Below are 24,235 nucleotides of genomic sequence, written 5' to 3' on the forward strand. Positions count from 1 at the left end.
GCGTGCTCCAGTTAGTAACGGATTTTCGGGTCGATAACGGCATACAGCACATCGACAACAGCGTTAAAGAGAATGGTCAATGCACCCACAAGGATCGTCAGGCTCAGCACCAGAGAATAGTCGCGGTTAAGGGCACCGTTAACAAACAGCTGGCCAATACCCGGCAGACCGTAGATGGTTTCAATAACCATTGAACCGGTAATAATACCGACGAACGCCGGTCCCATGTACGAGAGCACAGGTAAAAGAGCCGGCTTGAGCGCATGGCGGAAGATAATCCGGCGCATCGGCAACCCTTTCGCGCGCGCGGTACGGATGAAGTTTGAATGTAACACTTCAATCATCGAACCACGGGTGATACGCGCGATACTGGCGATGTAAGCCAGAGAAAGCGCCACCATCGGTAAAATCATGAATTTCAATGCCCCGCCGTTCCAGCCGCCGCCGGGCAGCCATTTCAGCGTGATGGCAAATATCATCACCAGTAACGGCGCGACAACGAAGCTGGGGATAACCACCCCGGTCATTGCGACCCCCATTACCGTATAATCCCATTTGGTATTTTGTTTAAGCGCGGCGATAACGCCTGCGGTGACCCCGAGAACCACGGCCAACAAGAATGCCGCAGCACCCAGTTTTGCCGATACCGGGAAGCTGGACGCCACCAGGTCGTTAACGGAATAGTCTTTATATTTGAATGACGGCCCGAAATCGCCATGCGCCAGTTGCTTCAGATAGTTGAAGTATTGCGTGGAGATAGGATCGTTTAAATGATATTTCGCTTCGATATTCGCCATCACTTCAGGTGGCAGCGTACGTTCACCCGTGAATGGACTTCCCGGCGCGAGACGCATCATAAAGAAGGAAATTGTAATTAGAATAAATAACGTTGGTATCGCTTCTAAACAGCGACGCAGGATAAATTTCAACATTGCCCGTACCTTCTGGCGTGTGCCTGATGAATGTTACAAAGTAGACACAGTGGGGCAAGCCAGGCCCGCCCCACGTATTGCCATTAATGCTTGATAATATAAAGATTCTTAACGGAAATATTATCCAACGGGTCTTTACCGGTATACCCGCCAACCCATGGTTTCACCAGGCGGGCGTTCACGTAGTAGTAAACCGGTACAATTGCCGAGTCTTTATCGAGCTGTTGTTCTGCTTTGGCGTACAGGTCTGCGCGTTTTGCATCGTCAGTAACCTGCAGCGTTTCAGCGATAAGCTTATCGAATGCCGGGCTCTTATAGTGCGCCGTGTTGTTCGAGCTGTCGCTGAGCATGGTATTCAGGAAGGATGTCGGTTCATTATAGTCCGCACACCAGCCTGCACGCGCCACGTCAAAGGTGCCCTGATGACGGGTATCCAGGAAGGTTTTCCACTCCTGGTTTTCCAGCTTAACGTTCGCGCCCAGGTTTTTCTTCCAGATAGAGGCAACGGCAATCGCCAGTTTTTTATGCAGATCGGAGGTGTTGTACAGCAGGTTAAACGTCAGCGGCTTATCTGCGGTGTATCCTGCTTCGGCCAGCAGTTTTTTCGCTTCTTCGTTACGTTTTTCCTGTGACCACTTGAACCACTCAGGTTCAACCAGTTTCATGCCATCGGTGTACGGTGGAGTGTAGCTGTAGGCTGGCAGATCGCCCTGGTTTTTCACTTTGTTCACGATGATATCGCGATCCAGTGCCAGCTTAAGCGCCGTACGGACACGTACGTCGGTGAACGGTGCTTTCTGGTTGTTAATTTCGTAGTAATAAGTACACAGGTATGGATCGACATGAACTTCTTTTGGGATTTCTTTCTTCAGTTTCTGGAACAGTTCAATCGGCATGTTGTTATAGGTCATGTCGATTTCACCGCTGCGGTAGCGGTTCACGTCAGTCACTTCAGAAGAGATTGGCAGGTAGGTCACCTGGTTAATCACGGTTTTGGCGTTATCCCAGTATTGCGGGTTACGCTCCAGAACCATACGTTCGTTGACCACCCAGTCTTTCAGTTTATAAGCACCGTTGGTCACAATATTGGCAGGCTGGGTCCATTTTTCACCGAATTTTTCCACTGCGGATTTCGGTACCGGGGAGACAGACGGGTGAACCAGCAGCTTATAGAAGTACGGAACAGGTTCGCTCAACGTCACTTCAAACGTGTTGGCATCAATCGCTTTTACACCCAGATCGGTGACCGGTTTTTTACCGGCGATGATGTCATCGATATTGGCGATATGGCCATATTGCAGATAGCTCGCATACGGAGAGGCGGTGTTTGGATTCGCCAGGCGCTGCCAGCTGTAAACGAAATCTTCGGCGGTAACCGGTGTACCGTCGGACCATTTAGCATCTTTGCGCAGATGGAAGGTCCAGACTTTAAAATCTTTGTTTTCCCACTTTTCGGCGACACCCGGCGCCGGGTGGCCTTCTACGTCAGTGACCAGCAGCCCTTCAAACAGGTCGCGGTTGACGTTTGACTCTGGCACGCCCTCAATTTTATGCGGATCAAGAGACTGAACTTCCGCCCCGTTGTTACGTACCAGCGTCTGCTTCTCAGCCAGCTGTACCCCTGCAGGCACGTCCGCAGCCATTGCAGCGTTGCCCGCGATTAGCGCAGTTAAAATCCCCGCCGCTACCAGATTTTTTTTTGTGATGATGGACATTGTGTTGGTACTCCACTCATTATAATTACTGGCCTTCGCCAGCTGTGTAATCCCCTGTTGGGGCCTGTACAGCGCAGGAGTTTTTTTTGCTGCTGTCAGGTTCTTTTTTTACTTCTTGCTATCACCGACTTCTTTATTACTGACCGCTCGTATGGCCGTCTTGCGTCGATTCTTTACACGTCTCCCCTGTCTGAGACATGTGTTGGATATTCGCGAAGATGACTATATGAAAATAATTCTCATCTTCTTGTTTTATGCTGCAAAATATTAGGCCGGAAAGTATCAAAAGGCGTAAACGCACGCCAATACATTTTGCAAATTTGTTAAGCAATTCTCTTTTACGAAGTGTACTAAATCGTTGAGGGCAGCCCTGCCTGACATGAAAGGACAAGAAAAATCTTTTCATTCAAAGAGATAAAAAAATCAGTCTCTCTGCGCGCGTCGCTGCGCTACCATCACGTCATTTTGTACAAAAATTTAACAACTGATTATTATTTAGCACATTCCTCTAAGGGAACGTTGAATTTACTAATATCATTTCGGTTATCACTCAGCAAGCCCCAGAGTATCGTGTGAGTAAAATAACAGAATGATCGCAGGTTTTCTGTGCAGGCAGGAAACGGTGGGATTAATAACTTGTTGAAATATAAGAATTGAACATTATTAGTAGAATTTATTATGGCAGGTAAGCATTTCAACTTTATTTATATGATTTGCTGATATTCACGTAAAAAAACGGAGCCGTTGGCTCCATTCTTTCATATGAAACGTCAGTGCAATAAGCCGGGGAAAATGCTTTTGATGCCGGTCACAATGAATTCGATGCCCAGGGCCATCAATAGCAACCCCATAATACGGGTAATGACGTTGATGCCTGTCTGCCCAAGCAGACGCACCAGCCAGGGTGCCATGCGGAAAACGCCCCAGCAACAAAGCGCAAAAATGGCAATGGCGACAGAAAAGCCTATCAGATGCATCCAGTTGTGGTAGCGCGTACCCCAGACAATCGTTGAGCTGATAGCGCCGGGACCGGCCATCAGCGGTAACGCCAGCGGCACTACGCCAATGCTCTCGCGAATGGCGGTTTCTGATTTTTCCTGCTTGTTCTGTTTGTCTTCCCCCAGCTTACCGCTGATCATCGACATAGCGATGGTGACTACCAGGATCCCACCCGCAATACGGAAAGAATCAATCGAGATACCGAACACCTGAAGAATGGCATCCCCAAGATAAAGGGAGGTCAGGAGAATAATCGCCACTGACAGGTTAGCGGTAAGATTGGTTTTGTTTCTGGCCGCCGCCGTCTGGTAACTGGTCATACTAATGAAGACAGGAATGATCCCCACCGGGTTGACCAATGCAAACAAACCAATAAAAAACTTAAAATATGTAGGAAAATCAAAGAGCGATAAGATCACATTTTGCTCCGCTTATGCGTATGCCCCGGGGCTGACAACTGTCAGTGAAAATCGCGCTGAAGATACGCTTTTTATCAGCATACTTCACCAGAAATCTGTGCCAAAACGTTATCAATTCATGATGTTAAATATTTGTATAAGCAATGATAGCGCCACTTCCAATAGTTACTTAATTATTTAACACTGGAATAATCTCAAAGAAATAACCCTGCTGAAAGGTATCAGCTTGGGGGAAAATTGACGCAGATCATGATTTTCGTACTCAGAAGTGAGTAATCTTGATTACGCCCCCAGGGAGATGACCTGCCAAAAAAGGATGATGCTAAGGTAAGGCTCTTTTAGTAAATTAGTGTGCTGGTGCAGGAAGTAACCCATTGTTTTACTGTGTGTTACGCAAGTCGTATTGGCTCTGTCTATACTGTCTGACGTATCGAGCGCTGGTTTACTAAAAGAGTTTAAACATTATCAGGAGAGCATTATGGCTGTTACTAATATCGCTGAACTGAACGCCCTCGTCGAGCGCGTTAAAAAAGCCCAGCGTGAATATGCCAATTTCACCCAAGAACAGGTTGATAAAATCTTCCGCGCGGCCGCTCTGGCTGCTGCAGATGCTCGAATCCCTCTCGCTAAAATGGCCGTTGCCGAATCCGGCATGGGTATCGTTGAAGATAAAGTGATCAAAAACCACTTCGCTTCAGAGTATATCTACAACGCCTATAAAGATGAGAAAACCTGTGGCGTGCTGTCTGAAGACGACACTTTCGGTACTATCACCATTGCAGAACCTATCGGCATTATTTGCGGTATCGTTCCAACCACCAACCCAACGTCTACCGCTATCTTCAAATCGCTGATCAGCCTGAAGACCCGTAACGCAATCATCTTCTCCCCGCACCCACGTGCAAAAGATGCGACCAACAAAGCCGCTGACATCGTTCTGCAGGCTGCGATTGCTGCCGGTGCCCCTAAAGACCTGATCGGCTGGATCGACCAACCGTCCGTTGAGCTTTCTAACGCGCTGATGCACCACCCGGACATTAACCTGATCCTGGCGACCGGTGGTCCTGGCATGGTTAAAGCGGCATACAGTTCCGGTAAACCTGCTATCGGCGTAGGCGCGGGTAATACCCCAGTGGTTATTGATGAAACAGCCGATATCAAACGTGCTGTTGCGTCCGTGCTGATGTCCAAAACCTTCGACAACGGTGTTATCTGTGCTTCTGAGCAGTCTGTTGTTGTTGTTGATTCCGTTTATGATGCTGTTCGCGAACGTTTCGCCAGCCACGGCGGCTACCTGCTGCAGGGCAAAGAGCTGAAAGCGGTTCAGGATATCATTCTGAAAAATGGCGCGCTGAACGCGGCTATCGTGGGTCAGCCAGCGTATAAAATCGCTGAACTGGCAGGCTTCACTGTTCCGGCAACCACAAAAATTCTGATTGGTGAAGTTAAAGTTGTCGACGAAAGCGAACCATTCGCTCACGAAAAACTGTCCCCTACTCTGGCGATGTACCGCGCCAAAGATTTCGAAGACGCGGTAGAGAAAGCAGAGAAACTGGTTGCGATGGGTGGTATCGGCCATACCTCGTGCCTGTACACTGACCAGGATAACCAGCCAGAACGTGTTGCTCACTTTGGTCAGATGATGAAAACTGCACGTATCCTGATCAACACCCCGGCTTCTCAGGGTGGTATCGGCGACCTGTACAACTTCAAACTCGCACCTTCCCTGACTCTGGGTTGTGGTTCCTGGGGTGGTAACTCCATCTCTGAAAACGTTGGTCCAAAACACCTGATCAACAAGAAAACCGTTGCTAAGCGAGCTGAAAACATGTTGTGGCACAAACTTCCGAAATCTATCTACTTCCGCCGTGGTTCTCTGCCAATCGCGCTGGATGAAGTGATTACTGATGGCCACAAACGTGCGCTCATCGTGACTGACCGTTTCCTGTTCAACAACGGTTACGCTGACCAGATCACCTCTGTTCTTAAAGCCGCTGGCGTAGAAACTGAAGTGTTCTTTGAAGTTGAAGCTGACCCAACCCTGAGCGTTGTGCGTAAAGGTGCGGAGCTGGCTAACTCCTTCAAACCAGATGTGATTATCGCACTGGGTGGTGGTTCCCCAATGGACGCCGCGAAAATCATGTGGGTAATGTACGAACATCCAGAAACCCACTTCGAAGAACTGGCGCTGCGCTTTATGGACATCCGTAAACGTATCTACAAGTTCCCGAAAATGGGCGTAAAAGCGAAGATGATCGCCGTTACCACCACTTCCGGTACAGGTTCTGAAGTTACGCCGTTCGCAGTGGTCACTGATGACGCAACGGGTCAGAAATACCCACTGGCTGACTACGCGCTGACCCCAGATATGGCCATCGTTGATGCCAACCTGGTGATGGATATGCCGAAATCACTGTGTGCATTCGGTGGTCTGGACGCTGTGACTCACGCCCTGGAAGCCTATGTTTCCGTACTGGCTTCTGAGTTCTCTGATGGTCAGGCTCTGCAGGCGCTGAAACTGCTGAAAGAAAACCTGCCAGCGTCTTACAACGAAGGGTCTAAAAACCCGGTTGCCCGTGAGCGTGTCCACAGTGCAGCAACCATCGCCGGTATCGCGTTTGCTAACGCCTTCCTCGGGGTTTGCCACTCCATGGCTCACAAACTGGGTTCTCAGTTCCACATTCCTCACGGTCTGGCGAACGCCCTGTTGATCAGCAACGTTATCCGTTATAACGCGAATGACAACCCAACCAAGCAGACTGCTTTCAGCCAGTACGACCGTCCGCAAGCACGTCGTCGTTATGCTGAAATCGCAGACCACCTGGGTCTGAGCGCACCGGGCGACCGTACTGCTGCTAAGATCGAGAAACTGCTGGCATGGCTGGAAAGCCTGAAGGCTGAACTGGGCATTCCTAAATCTATCCGCGAAGCGGGTGTTCAGGAAGCTGACTTCCTGGCACACGTTGATAAGCTGTCTGAAGATGCATTCGATGACCAGTGTACTGGTGCGAACCCGCGCTACCCACTGATCTCCGAGCTGAAACAGATCCTGCTGGATACATTCTACGGACGTGAGTTCAAAGAAGGTGACGTCGCTGCTGTGAAAACAGAAGCACCCGTCATTAAAGCTGACAAAAAAGCGAAGAAAAGCGCTTAATTGACCGCTGTTAAAAAACCCGCCTCTGGCGGGTTTTTTTATGTCTGAAGATCAGGCTTTAAGTTCTTTGAAACTACTTCCTGTTATCGTGCTGAATCGCCGTCAGGGAGCCCACAGACAACGCCTCTTTGTAATGCTTACGACAGACCGACACATAGCGTTCATTGCCCCCTATCACCACCTGCTCACCGTCTGCATAGGGTTTACCAGACTGATCAAGACGAAGCACCATACTGGCTTTACGGCCGCAAAAACAGATGGTTTTCAGTTCGACCAGTTTATCGGACCAGGCAAGCAAATACTGGCTACCGGCAAATAGCTCCCCGCGAAAGTCCGTGCGCAAACCATAGCAGAGAACGGGAATATCAAGTTCATCTACGACCTCTGAAAGCGCATGCACCTGTTCACGCGTCAGGAACTGGCTTTCATCGACCAGAACGCAATGAATGGGCTGGGAAGTATGCTCGGCACGGATATCCTGCAACAGGTCCGTTTGTGGGTTAAACAGTCTGGCCGGTGACGAGAGACCAATTCTTGAACTCACCTTACCTGCACCGAAGCGATCGTCGATTTCAGCGGTGTAAACAACGGTGCGCATCCCTCGTTCCTGATAATTGTAGGAGGATTGCAGTAACGCCGTGGATTTTCCGGCATTCATTGCCGAATAGTAGAAATAAAGTTGTGCCATTGGCCGTCAAACCCTAATCAATGTGTAATATTCCCAATGATTCATTGTACCATATTTTGTCTGGTCATCAGCGATACACCACACAGAGTATGGGGTTCAAGCCGCAGTTAACCACGAGATGTACAGGAAAATAATGCGATAAAACAGGAGGTAAACTGATTCAGCATGCTCTATATGTCGCGAACCCACTAAACATAACACTTCTTTTTATACTGGAATCCACGTTCATTAAAATTCACTATTTATTAACTATTTTTGCCTTGGCAACGCTGGCAGAAACTAATACAAAAGGCTGATATTTATCCGCCGCAACTATAATTCCTGCGGTAAATGTCACAAAAAAAAGATGCAACCGAACGGGTTAAGCAGGTAAGCGTGATAACAAGCGAGCCTGTGTGGGTATGAAATTTAAGTTAGCGTAATTAATAATAGCGCCCATTATTCCGTATTTTTTGAATTCCTTACATTCCCACCTATTGCACAACTGAATTTATCGCTCTATTATTAGGACAACAAACCACCCCCCATTATAAGTTTGAGATTACTACAATGAGCGAAGCACTTAAAATTCTGAACAACATCCGTACTCTTCGTGCGCAGGCAAGAGAATGCACCCTGGAAACGCTTGAAGAAATGCTGGAAAAATTAGAAGTTGTAGTTAATGAACGTCGCGAAGAAGAAAGCGCTGCTGCTGCTGAAATCGAAGAGCGTACGCGTAAACTGCAGCAATATCGTGAAATGCTGATTGCTGATGGTATCGATCCAAATGAATTGCTGAACAGCATGGCTGCAGCGAAGACCGGTACTAAAGCAAAACGCGCTGCTCGTCCTGCTAAATATAGCTATGTAGACGAGAACGGCGAAACTAAAACCTGGACTGGCCAGGGTCGTACACCTGCTGTTATCAAAAAAGCCATGGATGAGCAAGGTAAACAGCTGGACGACTTCCTGATCAAGGATTAATCCTAACGTATTCAGAAAAATCCCGCTTAATGCGGGATTTTTTTTATCCTCAATTCCTGCAAACATCCCCTTACATACCGTCATATTGGGACATCGTACTATTTAGCGTTCCTTACAGACCGGCGTGGTTACCCTGAGTTATGGGCATAAAAAAACCGGTGGGCATCGCCTCACCGGTCTTGATCATTTGCAGCCGGGGTTATTTTTTAATACCCACGCTCTCTTTCAGCCAGGCTTTAAATTCTTCACCCAGTGAGTTGTGGCGGATGCCATATTCTACGAACGCCTGCATATAACCGAGTTTATTACCGCAGTCATGGCTCTTACCTTTCATATGGTAGGCTTCAACGGTCTCTTTCTCGATCAGCATATCGATGGCATCGGTCAGCTGGATCTCATCTCCTGCTCCTGGAGGCGTTTTCGCCAGCAGTGGCCAGATTTCAGCACTCAGGACATAGCGACCTACTACCGCCAGATTAGACGGCGCTACGTCGGCTTTAGGCTTCTCTACGACGCCTACCATTGGCACGCTTTCACCGGGTTCAAGATTAACGCCTTTACAGTCAACAACACCGTAAGCCGTCACGTCTTCAACAGGTTCAACCATAATCTGGCTGCTGCCCGTTTCGTCAAAGCGCTTGATCATCTCAGCAAGGTTATCCTGAGAGAGATCGGATTCATATTCGTCCAGAATGACGTCTGGCAGAATGACCGCAACAGGTTCATTACCCACAACAGGATATGCACAAAGTACCGCGTGGCCCAGACCTTTCGCCAGCCCCTGACGCACCTGCATAATGGTAACGTGCGGAGGGCAAATAGACTGAACTTCTTCTAACAGCTGACGCTTAACGCGTTTTTCCAGCATGGCTTCGAGTTCGAAACTGGTATCGAAATGGTTTTCGATAGAGTTTTTAGATGAATGTGTAACCAGCACAATTTCAGTGATGCCGGCCGCGATACATTCGTTTACGACATACTGAATTAATGGCTTATCAACCAGTGGCAACATCTCTTTAGGAATTGCCTTAGTTGCTGGTAACATCCTGGTCCCCAATCCCGCTACCGGGATGACGGCCTTTCTGACTTTCGAATTTAGGGCAGCCATTCAAATTCTCCTGAGCTGTTCAAGTTTTGAACTTTTATGCATTAAATAACGCGTTGAGTATATCAGCCTCATCACACAGTCCGGGTCTGAAAAGAACGCGTTGCCGATCAATTAGGATAAATACGCATGAATCTGGGCAGCGATAGTAGCACTCCCCACAAAACACAGGTAAGGCAATCTTAAAATTAAGATCCAACTGCTTATTCCGTGGACAACATTAACCGCAACCGTCCGCCGGCACCCCAAATTTGGCACTGCCAGGAAGAACAGCGATGGCTAATTTGATTAAGATAAGCCGTACCCAATGTCCCCAGCGGCACACCGTTGCTAACCTGAATATGATGTTCCCCGGTATTCAGAGAGGCGTTCAGACCCGCTGAAACGAGGATAAGATTTTTCAATCCACTATGGTAATAGCCAACCAGCAATGGAAATTGTCCTGGTAAATTGGCCTGGCGAAAAAGCTGGTTAACCTGTTTAAGTAAACTGCCTAACTCCGGAAGCCGTTGCCCCTGATGCGATAACTGTTCCTGCAACAGCCCGTTAAATAGCGCACGAAGTAATAACGCTGCTAATACACCATTATCCCCGGCACGGGTAACATCCAGGGAATAAAACGCAAGATCGGAATCCGATAATGGCGCAATATCCAGCACCAGACCGGGCTGATCCGCGGCCACAAGCTGGCGATAATTTATTCGACAGTGTGAAAAGGTCTGTTGTACCGGCGGCTGAAGTTCCTGCAATAGCTTGGCCGCGGCAGGCGGATTACTGACTAAAGCATCCCAGTCCTGGAAAAGGCGCTCTTCTTCCTCGACACGGGAATTAAACATATTCGGATAAAGGCAGGCCAATACCGTTTCACGCAAACGGTTCAGATCTTTTACTGGTTTCAGCAGAATATCCTGCACCCCCAGACGTAATGCTTTGGCAATATCCGCCATATTTTCCGTCGCGGAGATCACCAGTATGGGCGTCTGGTTGCCCTCATTACGCAGATGTTCAACCAACTTCAGGCCATTCATCCGCGGCATTGCGATATCACAGATCATCAGATCGGGCGTGATACTGACCATTTTTTCCAGGGCATCAACACCATCTTCAGCCAGGGCAGTGGTTGCCCCCAGCGAGGATAACCACGAATCCAGTAGCGATCGGAAAACGGGCTCGTCTTCAACAATCAAAATGTGTTTTCCGGCCAATGGCTGCGTCATGGTTCCTCCCCTGGCTGACAGTTACTAAATAGTGGCATGCTATCGGCACTATCGCCTGTCAGATTTTGCTGAAGTAGTCAAAAAAAGGTGCTCAACGTGCGGTTCGCACAAATGGCAATAATTCGTCCATTTTCTTTTCGACGGCTAAAGAGCCCGCTGCGATGGCGGCCTCAGCCCGATGGAAATCAAGGGTAGAGATTTGTGGACAATAGGGTTGAATCAGAATATCCGGTGGGTCGCCCGCCATACGGTTACGTTTCAGGCGGTTTTCCAGCACCTGGATTGAGGTGGTCATAATCTCCATTGCCGTGGGTGCAGCGACCGAGCGGCGCGCGGCTATCCGACCAATTCGCCCGCGTAAGCGCTCATGCCAGGCCAGTTTTTCCGCCTCGGCATCTTCGCTTTGCAAATTGACCGGCATGAGGTCTTGCTGCATCAGGTGAGCGTCGTGTTGCAAATCGACCGCGATCACGATGTCAGCCCCCATTGCGCGCGTCAAAGAGATTGGCACGGGGTTAACGACTCCGCCATCAACAAGCCAGTACCCATTATGCGGGACAGGAGCCATAAGGCCCGGCATACTGCAGGAGGCGCGAACGGCAAGGTGGATATCCCCTTCGGTCAGCCACAGCTCACGTCCCGTACTGAGATTCGTCGCCACGGCGCCAAATGGCAGCTGACAATCGCTGAAGTCCTGAAGAGGCATAATCTGACGGAACTGGTTGAAGACGCGTTCACCGCGAAGCAAACCGCCGCGCTGCCACGAAAGGTCCATCAGGCGCAGCACGTCCCAGTAACTGAAGGATCGCACCCACGCTTCAAGTTCGGGCAATTTGCCGCACGCATAGGCGGAACCTACCAGCGATCCAATCGAACATCCTGCAACAATATCGACATCGACGCCCATCTGGTTTAAGGCATTTATCACGCCGATGTGTGACCATCCGCGGGCTGCACCTGAGCCCAGCGCCAGTCCAATTTTAACCTTTCTCATTCGCCCTGTTTTACTTCCCCTGGATTCCCGACATAGCGTCAACGCAACAGCTCAGTTAACATGGTGCTACCCGAAGCGTTTTACGCCCTTAATTTTTTGTTCCAGGAAGAGAATCGTGTCTCAACTCTGCCCCTGTGGTAGCGCTCTGGAGTATAGCCTATGTTGCCAGCGATATCTTTCTGGCGATCAGGTTGCACCAGACCCATCACACCTTATGCGTTCACGGTATACCGCTTTTGTGATCAAGGACGCAGACTACCTGATTAAAACCTGGCACCCCTCATGCCAGGCCGCCAGTTTCAAACAGGAGATCGAAGCCGGGTTCGCCAATACCCAGTGGCTCGGTCTTACCGTTTATGAATCCGCACCCGGTAGTCACGAAAATGAAGGTTACGTCAGCTTTGTTGCCCGGTTTACTGAACACAATAAACCGGGTGCCATTATCGAGCGTTCCCGGTTCTTAAAGGAAAGCGGGCAATGGTATTATATTGACGGAACGCGCCCGCAGTTTGGTCGTAACGATCCCTGCCCTTGTGGTTCTGGTAAAAAATTTAAAAAGTGTTGCGGGCAGTAACGCCCGACAACCGAGACTTCGCAAATACTCAAACAGGATTTCCCGGCGATGCAATCACTACAACGTAAAGTTCTGCGCACCATCTGTCCCGATCAAAAAGGGCTGATCGCACGAATTACCAACATCTGTTACAAACATGAATTGAATATCGTGCAGAACAACGAATTCGTTGACCACCGTACCGGTCGTTTCTTCATGCGTACCGAACTGGAAGGTATTTTCAACGACACCACTCTGCTTGCCGATCTGGACAGCGCGCTGCCGGAAGGTTCCGTACGCGAGTTGACACCAGCAGGCCGTCGTCGCATCGTAATTCTGGTGACCAAAGAAGCCCACTGCCTGGGCGATCTGCTGATGAAAGCTAACTACGGCGGTCTGGATGTCGAAATCGCCGCCGTTATCGGTAACCACGAGACGCTGCGTACGCTGGTAGAACGTTTTGATATTCCGTTCGAGCTGGTGAGCCATGAAGGCCATACGCGTGAAGAGCACGACAACCTGATGGCAGAGGCTATTGAAGCGCACAACCCGGACTACGTTGTCCTGGCGAAATACATGCGCGTGCTGACGCCCTCCTTCGTGGCGCGTTTCCCGAACAAAATTATTAACATTCACCACTCCTTCCTGCCCGCCTTTATTGGCGCACGCCCCTACCACCAGGCCTATGAACGCGGCGTGAAGATCATCGGCGCAACGGCGCATTACGTGAATGACAATCTGGATGAAGGCCCAATCATCATGCAGGACGTGATTCATGTGGATCACACCTACACGGCGGAAGACATGATGCGTGCCGGACGCGATGTTGAGAAGAACGTTCTGAGCCGCGCACTCTATCAGGTGCTGGCGCAGCGCGTATTCGTTTACGGTAACAGAACGATCATTCTTTAATCGACAGTGAAATGAATTGGTTAGCTTTACAGCTTTGCGGGTAAAAATCAGGCAACCAGTTTATTTTTCTTGTGGTAACGCTTTACAGGGGCGTGTCATTTGATATGATGCGCCCCGCTTCCAGCAGGAAGCAGGCCAGTACAAGCATTACCCCGTGGTGGGGTTCCCGAGCGGCCAAAGGGAGCAGACTGTAAATCTGCCGTCATCGACTTCGAAGGTTCGAATCCTTCCCCCACCACCATTACTTCCATGCCGTATCAAACTCACACTTCGCTAAGTGCTCTATATTCATCGCATGCGGGAAGGATGAGAAGCTTCGACTAAGGTTCGATTCGAGCGTAGCGAGAAAGCGTTGCCGCAGGCAACGACCCGAAGGGCGAGGCGCAACGCGCCGAGTAATCCTTCCCCCACCACCATTAATTCCAAAAATCATAATAAAACCTAACCGAGCAAACTTTCGTAGGCCGGGTAAGGCGTAGCCGCCACCCGGCGACAGACGTTTACATCGGCGGCAAGCGTCGCTTCACCGGTGAGCTCTTCACAATCGACGTATTACACTGGGCATGCTCCGCCAGCCCGTCCAGCAACACATCCAGTTGCTCAATTGACCGCACCACCAGCCGGATGACAAAACAGTCTTCACCGGTCACTTTGTCACTTTCAATGCACTCCGGCATCGCCTGGATGTATTTATCCACTTTATGTAACAGTCCAGGCAACGGGCGAACCCGCACCAGCGCCTGCAGCGTATAACCTAACGCCGCCAGATTGACCCGGGCACCGTAACCCTGAATCACTCCACGCTCTTCCAGCCTTTTCAGGCGTTCTGCCGTGCTGGGCGAGGTCAGACCGATACGGCCGCTGAGCACCTTCAGCGACATACGCGCATCCTCGACCAGACAAGCCAAAATTTGCCGATCGATATCATCGAGAAGGTATTCCATCGTTTTCACCTAATTTTAAAAAGCCATTCGCGTATTTAACCTTATCTGAACCCTGTAAAACCCGACAGCAATTTTCGACAATAGCGTCATCAACCAGGAGGTGAATGATGCGTGACTTATATAAAGGCGTCTGGCAAATGAGCCTGGCGATGTTAATTTCCGGCTCGATTGGCGCGTTTGTTTTACTCTCCGGACTGCCAGTGTCAGAAGTGGTTTTCTGGCGCTGTCTGATCGGCGCAATCGCATTGTTCATTTTCATTAGAATGAGCCAAAAACCCTTTAGTCCCCTAACCCGTACCTCTCTGCTGCTGGCTATTCTCGGCGGGGTAACATTAGTGGTGAACTGGCTACTGCTGTTCGCTGCCTATGAACGTATTTCGATTGGCCTTTCCACTGTGGTTTATAACACTCAACCCTTTATGCTGGTGTTAATGGGTATGTTATTAGGCGAACGCGTCAGTCTGGTCAAATGGGGCTGGCTGTTTCTTGCCTTCGGCGGGGTGATAATTTTGCTCTCAGGCGAACTGTCCGGTTCCCATGGCTCAGCCTGGCTCGCGGGGATGGGTCTGGCACTGGGTGCGGCGTTCTTCTATGCGTTGACGGCGATTATTGCCCGCAAACTGAAATCCATCGCGCCACAGCATATAGCGTTTATTCAGGTGCTGACAGGCGTGGTAATGCTACTGCCGTTTGCCCGTATGCCCGCCTTGTCCGCTGATTTTCCGTGGCCAATTTTACTGACGCTGGGCATTGTCCATACCGGTATCATGTATCAGCTGCTGTATAGCGCCATCCAAAAACTTCCGACGCCCATTACCGGTTCACTGTCCTTTATCTATCCGGTAGTAGCCATCGTTGTCGATAATGTGGTCTTCGGGCATTCGCTGGATATTACCCAACTGGCGGGCGGCGCGCTGATCCTGTTTGCTGCGGCAGGCAATAATCTGGGCTGGGGCGAAAAAAAACCCCGCGAATGCGGGGTTAGTATCAAAACGACAAATTAGCGACGGGCACGCACAATCTGGTATTTGCGCGTCAGGTACTCCACCGGCGCGCTCCAGATGTGCACCAGACGAGAGAACGGGAACAGCACAAACAGGGTCATACCCAACACCAGGTGCAGGCGGAAGATAAACGCCACCCCATCCAGATGTTCAGATGCGCCTCCGTGGAAGGTCACTACGGACTGCGCCCATCCCACCAGCTTCATCATCTCGCTACCGTCCATATGCTGCGCCGAGAATGGAATGGTCAGCAGACCCAGTGCGCACTGAACCATCAGCAGAGAGAGGATCAGGATATCCGCCGTGGTAGTGGTAGCCCGCACGCGCGGACTGAACAGACGGCGTTTCAGCAGCAGCAGACCACCCACCAGGGTCATCACGCCGCAAGCGCCACCCGCGATCATCGCCATCTTCTGCTTCACTTCGATGGGCAGCCACGCTTCATACATCCAGTGTGGCGTCAGCATTCCCAGGAAGTGGCCGGCAAAAATTCCCAGAATACCGATGTGGAACAGGTTAGACGCAACGTGCATCCCTTTACGATCCAGCATCTGGCTGGAGGCAGCACGCCAGGTGTACTGACCATAGTCATAACGCAGCCAGCTTCCCACCAGGAACACGGTGCCCGCGATATACGGGTAAATGTCAAAGAAGAACATATTCAGGAAGTGCATTAGTGCCGTCCTCCGTTAGAGATATTCAAATATTGCGGGGCAACCGCGCCGGCAAAACGACGCTGGTGAGCCGAAATTTCAGATTCGCCGCAGCTCTGGTCAGCAAAGAATTTCACCTGCTCTTCTTCCCAGACTGCATCCAGCGCCTGTGGCGTGTCGTCGCGGGCTTCGTCCGCAATTTTCTCCGCCACTTTTTCACTGTCGACCGAGGCATTCGCCAGCTTCACCAGCACCCCAAACAGCACCGCATAGCGGCTCTCGCGCTGCTGAAGACGGGCGCTGAGCAACGCCAGAATCGGCGCGATGTCCTGCAGACCACCCAGCGCTTCTTCTTTTGGCAACTGCGCCAGATACTCCAGGTACAGCGGCAGATGATCCGGCAGCTCGCGGCTGTCGAGCTGCAGGCCGTGCTGCTCGTACTGGGCCATCAGGTCCACCATCGCCTGCCCCCGATCGCGGGATTCACCGTGAACGTGTTCAAACAGCAGCAGCGAGGTTGCGCGACCGCGATCAAACAGCTGGCTGTAATCCGCCTGCGCATCGAGAAGATCGCGCGCTAACAGGTCGCGGAGGAAAACGCCCAGTGTCTGGGCATCTTCTTTATCCAGGTTTTCAGAGGACGCGAGCGCATCAAAGAGTTCCTGCTGATGCTGCGCCAGCGCGGCATCCGGGTACTCCAGCAGACGCGAAACAATCACGAGTTCAATCATGGGTGCGGCTCCGTTTTGCTGGTCACATCCATGGCGTCGATGCGGCGGCTGTTGAACAGGTTGAATTTGCTGTCTGACCCGTGGCAACCGTCGCCAAAGCTAAAGCCACAACCGTTTTTCTCCGGGAAGGCTTCGCGGGCCAGTTCACGGTGGCTGCTTGGTACCACGAAACGATCTTCATAGTTGGCAATGGCCAGGTAGCGGTACATCTCCTGGGCCTGCGCTTCGGTCAGGCCGACCTCTTCCAGCGCACGGGTGTCGGTCACGCCGTCCACCGTTTCCGCACGTTTGAAGTGGCGCATCGCCAGCATACGTTTCAGCGCCAGCAGTACCGGCTGGGTATCGCCTGCGGTCAGCAGGTTTGCCAGGTACTGAACCGGGATACGCAAGCTCTCCACGTCCGGCAGAATGCCGTTGCTGCCCAGCTCGCCTGCATCCGCGGCTGACTGAATCGGCGACAGAGGCGGCACGTACCAGACCATCGGCAGCGTGCGGTATTCCGGGTGCAGCGGCAGGGCCAGCTTCCAGTCCATCGCCATTTTGTATACCGGAGACTGCTGCGCCGCGTCGATTACGCTCTGCGGAATGCCGTCTTTCAGCGCCTGCTCAATCACTTTCGGATCGTTCGGGTCAAGGAACACGTCCAGCTGACGCTGGTACAGATCTTTCTCGTTCTCGGTGCTCGCGGCATTTTCAATCGCGTCTGCGTCATACAGCAGCACGCCGAGGTAACGAATACGGCCTACGCAGCTCTCGGAGCAAACGGTCGGCATACCGGCTTCGATACGTGGGTAGCAGAAGATGCACTTCTCAGACTTACCGCTCTTCCAGTTGAAGTAGATTTTTTTGTACGGGCAGCCGGTGATGCACATACGCCAGCCGCGGCACTTGTCCTGGTCGATCAGCACGATGCCGTCTTCTTCACGCTTGTAGATGGCGCCGCTCGGGCAGGTCGCCACGCACGCCGGGTTGAGGCAGTGCTCACACAGACGCGGCAGGTACATCATGAAGGTGTTTTCAAACTGGCCGTACATCGCCTTCTGCATGTTCTCGAAGTTCTGGTCTTTGGCGCGTTTTTCGAACTCGCCGCCCAGAATCTCTTCCCAGTTTGGACCGCTGGTAATTTTGTCCATGCGCTGGCCGGTGATCAGCGAGCGAGGACGGGCGATCGGCTGGTGCTTACTTTCCGGCGCGTTATGCAGGTTCTGGTAGTCGTAGTCAAACGGTTCGTAATAATCTTCGATACCCGGCAGATGCGGGTTGGCGAAGATTTTACCCAGCAGCATCGCACGGTTACCCATGCGCGGCTGCAGCTTACCGTTGATTTTACGGATCCAGCCGCCCTTCCACTTCTCCTGGTTTTCCCAGTCGGTCGGGAAGCCGGTACCCGGCTTACTTTCCACGTTGTTGAACCAGGCGTATTCCATCCCTTCACGGCTGGTCCAGACGTTCTTACAGGTGACTGAGCAGGTATGACAGCCGATGCATTTATCCAGATTCAGCACCATGCCGACTTGTGAACGAATTTTCATTTTACGCTCTCCTGTACCTGGTCATTACCTTCGCCATCTAACCAGTTAATATTTTTCATCTTACGTACCACCACGAACTCATCGCGGTTAGAACCTACCGTACCGTAGTAGTTAAAGCCGTAGGCCAGCTGTGCATAGCCACCGATCATGTGGGTCGGCTTCGGCGTAATACGGGTCACGGAGTTGTGAATACCGCCGCGCTGCTCGGTGATCTCTGAACCCGGCAGGTTCACGATACGTTCCTGCGCGTGGTACATCATGGTCATCCCGGCCGGTACGCGCTGGCTCACCACCGCACGCGCCGTCAGGGCGCCGTTGCTGTTGAACACTTCGATCCAGTCGTTATCTTCAATACCCAGATCTTTGGCGTCCGCTTCACTCATCCACACAATCGGACCACCGCGGGACAAGGTCAGCATCAGCAGGTTGTCGCTATAAGTAGAGTGGATCCCCCACTTCTGGTGCGGCGTCAGGAAGTTCAGCGCCTTCTCCGGGTTGCCGTTCGATTTCGCGCCCATCACCGCTTTCACGGAGCGGGTGTCGATTGGTGGACGGTAAACCAGCAGGCTTTCGCCGAAGTCACGCATCCACTGGTGATCCTGATACAGCGACTGACGACCGGACAGAGTACGCCATGGGATCAGCTCGTGAACGTTGGTATACCCGGCGTTGTAAGAGACATGTTCATCTTCCAGGCCAGACCAGGTCGGGCTGGAGATAATTTTGCGCGGCTGCGCCTGAATATCGCGGAAGCGGATTTTTTCGTCTTCTTTGTTGAGCGCCAGATGCGTATGGTCGCGGCCGGTGAATTCGCTCAGCGCTTTCCAGGCCTTCACGGCAACCTGGCCGTTGGTTTCCGGTGCCAGGGTCAGGATCATTTCTGCCGCATCAATCGCCGTATTCAGCATCGGCTGGCCTTTGGCCGGGCCGTCCGCCTTGGTGTAATTGAGCTTGCGCAGCAGATCCATTTCGCTCTGAGTGTTCCAGGCAATCCCTTTCCCGCCGTTGCCGATTTTCTCCATCAGCGGGCCGATAGAGGTAAAGCGCTCGTAGGTCGCCGGATAGTCACGTTCCACCGGAATAATGTGCGGCGCCGTTACGCCCGGGATCAGGTCACATTCACCTTTTTTCCAGTCCTTCACGTCCAGCGGCTGCGCCAGTTCAGCAGCGGAGTCGTGCTGGATAGGCAGCGTCACCACGTCGGTCTCTTTGCCCAGGTGCCCTACGCAGACTTCAGAGAATTTCTTCGCGATGTCTTTGTAGATATCCCAGTCGCTTTTTGATTCCCACGCCGGGTCAACGGCCGCAGACAGCGGATGAATAAACGGATGCATATCCGAGGTATTCATGTCGTCTTTTTCGTACCAGGTAGCGGTAGGCAGCACGATATCGGAGTACAGGCAGGTGCTGGAGAGACGGAAGTCGAGGGTCACCACCAGATCCAGCTTGCCGTCGAGACCGTTGTCTTTCCACTCCACCTCTTCCGGCTTCACGCCGCCCTGCTTGCCGAGATCTTTACCCTGGATACCGTTTTCGGTACCGAGCAGGTATTTCAGCATGTACTCGTGGCCTTTACCGGACGAGCCCAGCAGGTTGGAACGCCAGATGAACAGGTTACGCGGATGGTTTTTACCGTTTTCCGGCTGCTCGGCCGCGAAACGGATTGAACCGTCTTTCAGAGAATTAACGGTGTAATCCACCGGCGACATTCCTGCCTTCTTCGCCTCTTCTGCAATGCGCAGCGGGTTAGTACCCAGCTGAGGCGCGGACGGCAGCCAGCCCATGCGTTCAGCGCGGACGTTAAAGTCGATCAGATGACCGCTGTAGCGGGATTTATCTGCCATTGGCGACAGCAGCTCCTGCGCGGTAACCGTCTCATAGCGCCACTGGCTGGAGTGGTTATAGAAGTAGGAAGTGCTGTTCATATGACGCGCCGGACGCTGCCAGTCAAGGGCAAACGCCAGCGGCTGCCAGCCAGTCTGCGGACGCAGTTTTTCCTGGCCCACGTAGTGCGCCCAGCCGCCACCGCTCTGACCGACGCAGCCGCAGAAGATCAGCATATTGATCAGGCCACGGTAGTTCATATCGAGGTGATACCAGTGGTTCAGACCGGCACCGACAATAATCATTGAACGACCATGGGTTTTGTCAGCGTTTTCTGCGAATTCACGGGCGATACGGGTGATCTGCGCACGCGGTACGCCGGTGATCTGCTCCGCCCAGGCTGGGGTGTACGCCTTCACATCGTCGTAGCTGGTCGCGCAGTTTTCATCGTTCAGACCGCGCTCCAGACCGTAGTTGGCCAGCGTCAGGTCATACACGGTGGTCACCAGGGCGCTAGAGCCGTCGGCCAGTTGCAGGCGTTTCACCGGCAGTTTGTGCATCAGGACGTTCTGTAGCTCAACCTTGTTGAAGTGCTCAGAACCTTCGCCGCCGAAGTACGGGAAGCCCACTTCTGCGATCTCATCCTGGCTGCCCAGCATGCTCAGGCGCAGCTCGGTCTCTTCGCCGGTTGTACCGTTACGTTGTTCAAGGTTCCATTTGCCCTTCTCACCCCAGCGGAAGCCGATTGAACCGTTTGGCACCACCAGCTCACCGTTGCTGTTATACGCGACGGTTTTCCACTCAGGGTTGTTTTCCTGGCCCAGCGCGTCCACCAGATCCGCCGCACGCAGCGTACGGCCTGCCGCGTAGTAGCCGTCACGCTCTTCCAGCATCACCAGCATTGGCATGTCGGTATAACGACGCACGTAATCGGTGAAGTACTGGCTTGGTTTATCGAGGTGGAATTCACGCAGCATGACGTGGCCCATCGCCAGCGCCATCGCGGAGTCAGTACCCTGTTTAGGCGCCAGCCACAGGTCACACAGCTTGGCAATTTCGGCGTAGTCCGGGGTCACCGCAACGGTTTTGGTGCCTTTGTAACGCACTTCAGTAAAGAAGTGTGCATCCGGGGTACGGGTCTGCGGTACGTTTGAGCCCCAGGCGATAATGTAGCTTGAGTTATACCAGTCGGCGGACTCCGGCACATCGGTCTGTTCACCCCAGGTCTGTGGAGACGCTGGTGGCAGGTCGCAGTACCAGTCGTAGAAGCTCAGACAGGTTCCCCCAATCAGGGAAAGATAGCGCGCGCCAGAAGCGTAAGAGACCATCGACATCGCCGGGATCGGCGAGAAGCCTGCCACGCGGTCAGGACCGTAAGTTTTGACGGTATAGACGTTAGAGGCGGCGATCAGCTCATTCACCTCTTTCCAGGAGGAGCGAACAAAACCACCGCGGCCACGCGCCTGCTTGAAGCTTTTCGCTTTGTCGGCGTCTTCGATGATGGATGCCCACGCCTCTACCGGATCGCTGTGCTGCACCTTGGCTTCACGCCACATTTTCATCAGGCGCTTGCGCATCAGAGGATATTTAAGACGGTTCGCACTGTAGAGATACCAGGAGTAGCTGGCGCCACGCGGGCAGCCACGTGGTTCATGGTTCGGCATATCCGGGCGGGTGCGCGGATAGTCGGTCTGCTGCATTTCCCAGGTCACCAGACCGTTTTTAACGAAAATCTTCCAGCTACACGAGCCAGTGCAGTTTACACCGTGGGTTGAACGGACGACTTTGTCATGCTGCCAGCGCTGGCGGTAACCGTCTTCCCAGTCCCGGTTGGTATCCAGAACCTGGCCGTGCCCATCGGCAAAAGTTTCACCCTTCTGTTTGAAGTAGCGAAACCGGTCCAAAAATTTGCTCATCGGGTATCTCCTGTGTGGAGCCTGTGGCTCTCTAAATCGACATTGCTGATTTGCAGCGAAGGTAACGTCCTGTAAGAGAGGGAGAATTGATAACGATCAAGACGGAGGGGGACTATGAAGTGAGGTGTTATAACGAATACCACCAAAGCGGTAGAATTTTTATATTTATATCTACATGATTTTAAAGGGTATTTTTTATTTATCGTACAATAAGCCCGCCTGTTTTTAACATCTCGGGTATTAAGGGGTAGGCTCGGCTGAAAAGCGATGGCGATCACAGAGTTACCTGCGGGCGGGACGTTAGAAAAGCCAGGAGTATGTTGTAACTACTGAGGAAATAAAAAAACGCGACCCGAAGGTCGCGTAAACGGATAATCAAACTTACTTATTTTTCTTGGAATTACGGCCATATACCAGCCACGTGATGGCGACACAGGCGATATAGAAAACGAGGAATACTTTCATTGCTCCTGCCGGGGAGCCGGTCAGGTCCAGCGAGATCCCGAACGCTTTTGGAATAAAGAAGCCACCGATAGCGCCAATCGCGGAGATAAAGCCCAGCGCTGCCGCCGTATCCGTTGCCGCTTCGCGCATGGCCTGCTCTTCGCTACCGCCCTGCGCTTTCACGCGGTCCATGGTCAGCTTACGGAAGATGACGGAGATCATCTGGAAGGTAGAAGCACTTCCCAGCCCGGCCGTCAGGAACAGCACCATAAACACGCCGAAGAAGGCGATGAAGTTACCCCCCTGCCCGTCGGCTGGCAGGGTCAGGAACAGCAGCGCACAGAAGACAGCCATCACAACGAAGTTAATCAGCGTCACGCGGGTCCCGCCCAGACGGTCAGAGACCATGCCGCCCAGCGAACGCGCCAGCGCGCCAATAAACGGTCCGAAGAAGGCGAACTGCAGAATTTGCACCTCCGGGAACTGGGTTTTCGACAGCATGGCAAAGCCCGCAGAGAAACCAATGAACGAGCCAAAGGTCGCCAGATAGAGCAGCGCCATCACCCACAGGTGGCCGCGCTTCAGCACCGGCAACTGCTCGCTCAGGGATGCCTTCGATGCAGACAGATCATTCATAAAGAACCAGGCCGCAAGGGTAAAGACCACCAGGAACGGTACCCAGATCCAGGCCGCGTTTTGCAGATAGAGGGAAGAGCCATCTGCCTGCGTCACCCCACCGCCGCCAAACGCCGCGAAGATAGAGACGGAGATCGCCAGCGGTGCAATCAGCTGCATTACGCTGACGCCCATGTTACCCAGGCCGCCGTTAATCCCCAGCGCACCGCCCTGCTTCGCTTTCGGGAAGAAGAAGCTGATGTTTGCCATGCTGGACGCGAAGTTTGCGCCCGCAAAGCCGCAGAGCAGAGAGATGATCACGAACACGCTAAATGGCGTGGAGGTGTCCTGCACAGCAAAACCGAGCCACACACAAGGCACGATCATGATACCGGTACTGAACGCCGTCCAGCGACGACCGCCAAAAACCGGCACCATGAACGCGTAAGGCACGCGCAGCAAGGCTCCCGACAGCGACGGCAGCGCAGTCAGCATAAACAACTGATCGGTGGTAAAGGTAAATCCGACCTTAGGCAGGTTCACCGCTACCGCGCTGAATAACATCCATACGCAAAACGCTAACAATAAACATGGAACGGAAATCCACAGATTTCGGCTTGCGACACGGTGGCCGCGCTGCTGCCAGAACGCCGGATCTTCCGGACGCCAGTCAGTTATAACGGCACCATTTTCCCTTTCGGGAGCGGATGTGTGACTCATAGACACCTCTGATTCTCGAATGATGCTGCAAACATTAGGGTTTTAGGGCGGCGGTAAGTTGATATAAATCAAAGGAAAAGTGGGAGGATTTGCGGCGAAAAAAAAGCCATCATCCTTAGTGAGTAGAGTAAAACGGTAAAAAAGACGTGGTTTTTCACAGGACTGACGTCTCGCTGTCAATTCCTCCCCCTGAGCCTT

General features: G+C 52.2%; 19 protein-coding genes, 1 tRNA gene and 1 other RNA gene. 8 read left to right on the forward strand and 13 right to left on the reverse strand.

The features are described from left to right. Positions 1-11 precede the first annotated feature (11 nt). From oppB to ACQG19_RS13925, 3 genes are all read right to left on the reverse strand, one after another. The gene (gene oppB, locus ACQG19_RS13915) at positions 12-932 is read right to left on the reverse strand and encodes an oligopeptide ABC transporter permease OppB (RefSeq protein ID WP_013096271.1); all 921 of its coding nucleotides are present in this window, start codon (positions 930-932) and stop codon (positions 12-14) included. A gap of 83 nt (positions 933-1,015) precedes the next feature. Continuing rightward, positions 1,016-2,647 (reverse strand): oligopeptide ABC transporter substrate-binding protein OppA, encoded by a 1,632-nt coding sequence (oppA, locus tag ACQG19_RS13920; RefSeq protein WP_020690922.1) that lies wholly within the window; start codon positions 2,645-2,647, stop codon positions 1,016-1,018. 770 nt (positions 2,648-3,417) lie between these two features. After that, a complete protein-coding gene (locus ACQG19_RS13925) occupies positions 3,418-4,065 on the reverse strand; it encodes a YchE family NAAT transporter (RefSeq protein WP_020690921.1) in 648 nt (215 codons plus the stop codon). Between ACQG19_RS13925 and ACQG19_RS13930 the strand changes: the two genes are divergently transcribed. Both ACQG19_RS13930 and adhE read left to right on the forward strand, forming a co-directional pair. After that, positions 3,971-4,246, forward strand: a complete 276-nt coding sequence (locus ACQG19_RS13930; RefSeq protein ID WP_162185062.1) for a hypothetical protein — start codon at positions 3,971-3,973, stop codon at positions 4,244-4,246. The two genes, ACQG19_RS13925 and ACQG19_RS13930, sit on opposite strands and share 95 nt — an antisense overlap. Before the next feature lie 297 nt (positions 4,247-4,543). After that, a complete protein-coding gene (gene adhE / locus ACQG19_RS13935; RefSeq protein WP_013096268.1) occupies positions 4,544-7,222 on the forward strand; it encodes a bifunctional acetaldehyde-CoA/alcohol dehydrogenase in 2,679 nt (892 codons plus the stop codon). A 73-nt stretch (positions 7,223-7,295) separates the two neighbouring features. Here adhE and tdk read toward each other — a convergent pair whose 3' ends face one another. Beyond that, a complete protein-coding gene (tdk, locus tag ACQG19_RS13940; RefSeq protein WP_013096267.1) occupies positions 7,296-7,910 on the reverse strand; it encodes a thymidine kinase in 615 nt (204 codons plus the stop codon). Between the two features lie 549 nt (positions 7,911-8,459). Between tdk and hns the strand changes: the two genes are divergently transcribed. Then, positions 8,460-8,873, forward strand: a complete 414-nt coding sequence (gene hns / locus ACQG19_RS13945) for a histone-like nucleoid-structuring protein H-NS (protein ID WP_008502781.1) — start codon at positions 8,460-8,462, stop codon at positions 8,871-8,873. Positions 8,874-9,072: 199 nt separating this feature from the next. Here hns and galU read toward each other — a convergent pair whose 3' ends face one another. The 3 genes from galU to rssA all read right to left on the reverse strand — a co-directional run bounded on the left by galU (position 9,073) and on the right by rssA (position 12,189). Further along, on the reverse strand, positions 9,073-9,981 hold the full coding sequence (gene galU / locus ACQG19_RS13950; RefSeq protein ID WP_029883446.1) for a UTP--glucose-1-phosphate uridylyltransferase GalU: 909 nt from the start codon (positions 9,979-9,981) through the stop codon (positions 9,073-9,075). A gap of 200 nt (positions 9,982-10,181) precedes the next feature. After that, a complete protein-coding gene (gene rssB, locus ACQG19_RS13955; protein WP_013096265.1) occupies positions 10,182-11,195 on the reverse strand; it encodes a two-component system response regulator RssB in 1,014 nt (337 codons plus the stop codon). Positions 11,196-11,286: 91 nt separating this feature from the next. Further along, the gene (gene rssA, locus ACQG19_RS13960) at positions 11,287-12,189 is read right to left on the reverse strand and encodes a patatin-like phospholipase RssA (protein WP_013096264.1); all 903 of its coding nucleotides are present in this window, start codon (positions 12,187-12,189) and stop codon (positions 11,287-11,289) included. Positions 12,190-12,304: 115 nt separating this feature from the next. Between rssA and ACQG19_RS13965 the strand changes: the two genes are divergently transcribed. From ACQG19_RS13965 to ACQG19_RS13980, 4 genes are all read left to right on the forward strand, one after another. After that, positions 12,305-12,763, forward strand: a complete 459-nt coding sequence (locus ACQG19_RS13965; RefSeq protein ID WP_029883447.1) for a YchJ family protein — start codon at positions 12,305-12,307, stop codon at positions 12,761-12,763. A 48-nt stretch (positions 12,764-12,811) separates the two neighbouring features. Then, entirely contained in the window at positions 12,812-13,654 is an 843-nt protein-coding gene (gene purU / locus ACQG19_RS13970; RefSeq protein WP_013096262.1) for a formyltetrahydrofolate deformylase, read from the forward strand. A 156-nt stretch (positions 13,655-13,810) separates the two neighbouring features. Next, a tRNA-Tyr gene (locus ACQG19_RS13975) sits at positions 13,811-13,895 on the forward strand. Between the two features lie 44 nt (positions 13,896-13,939). Beyond that, a non-coding RNA gene (locus tag ACQG19_RS13980) (RtT sRNA) lies at positions 13,940-14,070 on the forward strand. A gap of 84 nt (positions 14,071-14,154) precedes the next feature. Here the strand turns inward: ACQG19_RS13980 and ACQG19_RS13985 are convergent. Continuing rightward, a complete protein-coding gene (locus ACQG19_RS13985) occupies positions 14,155-14,598 on the reverse strand; it encodes an Lrp/AsnC family transcriptional regulator (RefSeq protein ID WP_029740417.1) in 444 nt (147 codons plus the stop codon). A 107-nt stretch (positions 14,599-14,705) separates the two neighbouring features. Here ACQG19_RS13985 and ACQG19_RS13990 point away from each other — a divergent pair, with 107 nt between their 5' ends. Next, entirely contained in the window at positions 14,706-15,602 is an 897-nt protein-coding gene (locus ACQG19_RS13990) for a DMT family transporter (protein WP_246931901.1), read from the forward strand. Here ACQG19_RS13990 and narI read toward each other — a convergent pair. The 5 genes from narI to ACQG19_RS14015 form a co-directional block, all read right to left on the reverse strand. Beyond that, positions 15,599-16,276: a respiratory nitrate reductase subunit gamma gene (gene narI, locus ACQG19_RS13995; RefSeq protein ID WP_013096259.1), complete on the reverse strand. Its 678-nt coding sequence runs from the start codon at positions 16,274-16,276 to the stop codon at positions 15,599-15,601. The two genes, ACQG19_RS13990 and narI, sit on opposite strands and share 4 nt — an antisense overlap. Next, positions 16,276-16,986: a nitrate reductase molybdenum cofactor assembly chaperone gene (gene narJ, locus ACQG19_RS14000; RefSeq protein ID WP_013096258.1), complete on the reverse strand. Its 711-nt coding sequence runs from the start codon at positions 16,984-16,986 to the stop codon at positions 16,276-16,278. The genes narI and narJ overlap by 1 nt, the downstream gene beginning before the upstream one ends. After that, complete coding sequence (gene narH, locus ACQG19_RS14005) at positions 16,983-18,518, reverse strand: nitrate reductase subunit beta (RefSeq protein WP_013096257.1); 1,536 nt, start codon at positions 18,516-18,518, stop codon at positions 16,983-16,985. Before narH ends, narJ begins: the two co-directional genes overlap by 4 nt. Next, positions 18,515-22,258, reverse strand: a complete 3,744-nt coding sequence (locus tag ACQG19_RS14010) for a nitrate reductase subunit alpha (protein WP_058661907.1) — start codon at positions 22,256-22,258, stop codon at positions 18,515-18,517. The genes narH and ACQG19_RS14010 overlap by 4 nt, the downstream gene beginning before the upstream one ends. Before the next feature lie 381 nt (positions 22,259-22,639). Further along, positions 22,640-24,037, reverse strand: a complete 1,398-nt coding sequence (locus ACQG19_RS14015; RefSeq protein ID WP_013096255.1) for a NarK family nitrate/nitrite MFS transporter — start codon at positions 24,035-24,037, stop codon at positions 22,640-22,642. Positions 24,038-24,235 lie beyond the last annotated feature (198 nt).

Source organism: Enterobacter cloacae complex sp. 277I4 (genome assembly GCF_050031465.1).
Lineage (GTDB): Bacteria > Pseudomonadota > Gammaproteobacteria > Enterobacterales > Enterobacteriaceae > Enterobacter > Enterobacter cloacae.